1 protein-coding gene is annotated in these 1,151 nt (G+C 62.1%); it reads right to left on the bottom strand.

Translation table 11 applies throughout. The annotated features are described in order from the left end of the window. Window positions 1-1,151: DNA gyrase subunit A (locus tag ACTG4J_RS15425; RefSeq protein WP_439140615.1), on the bottom strand; the 1,151-nt coding region annotated here is incomplete at both ends.

The following is a 1,151-nucleotide window of genomic DNA, read 5'->3' as shown; positions in this document are numbered from 1 at the left end:
GGTATTGGCCACGAAAAGCGAGGTGACGACGTCGTCCTCTTTCAGCGCACCACCCGATAGACCCTTGCCGCCACGCTTCTGGGCGCGGAATTCGGCCAAGGGTGTGCGCTTGATATAGCCGCCTTGGGTGATGGTGACGACCATATCCTCGCGTTCGATCAGGTCTTCGTCATCCATATCGCCCGACCAATCGGTGATCTCGGTCCGGCGGGGGACGGCGAATTTTTCGCGCACTTCGGCCAGTTCGGTGGCGATGATCTCGAGGATACGCTCGCGCGAGGCGAGGATGGCGAGGTAATCCTTGATCTTGCCGGCCAGCTCTTCCAGCTCGTCGGTCACTTCCTTGACGCCAAGTTGGGTCAGGCGTTGCAGCCGCAGATCGAGGATCGCGCGCGCCTGTGTTTCCGACAGATTATAGGTGCCATCGGCATTGGCCGTATGCGAGGGATCGTCGATCAGCTTGATGAAGGGCAAAATCTCTTCTGCAGGCCAGCGGCGCGTCATCAGCTTCTCGCGTGCCTCGGCCGCATCGGCGGAGGCACGGATGGTGCGCACCACCTCGTCGACATTTGAGACAGCGACCGCCAGACCGCACAACACATGCGCCCGGTCGCGCGCTTTGCGCAGTTCAAATGCGGTGCGCCGCGCCACCACTTCCTCGCGGAAATCGAGGAATGCGGTCAGAAAGCCGCGCAAGGTAAGCTGTTCAGGCCGCCCGCCGTTCAGCGCCAGCATGTTGCAGCCGAAATGCGTCTGCATCTGGGTGAAGCGGAACAGCTGGTTCAACACCACCTCGGCGGTGGCGTCGCGCTTGAGTTCGATCACCACGCGCACGCCGATCCGGTCGCTCTCGTCGGCCACGCCGGAAATGCCCTCGAGCTTTTTCTCGCGCACCAGATCGGCGATGCGTTCGATCATGCTGGCCTTGTTGACCTGGTAGGGGATCTCGTCGATGACGATGGCGAAGCGATCCTTGCGGATCTCTTCGACATGGGTTTTCGCCCGGATGATGACCGAGCCGCGCCCCTCGAGGTAGGCCTTGCGCGCGCCAGTGCGGCCAAGGATCAGCCCACCCGTCGGGAAATCGGGGGCCGGGATATATTCGATCAGCTCTTCTGAGCTGAGGTCGGGCTGCTTGATCAGCGCCTGGC

The organism is Roseicyclus sp. (assembly GCF_965662675.1).
Taxonomy (GTDB): Bacteria; Pseudomonadota; Alphaproteobacteria; order Rhodobacterales; family Rhodobacteraceae; genus Roseicyclus.
This window is presented reverse-complemented; position numbering and strand designations above follow the sequence as displayed.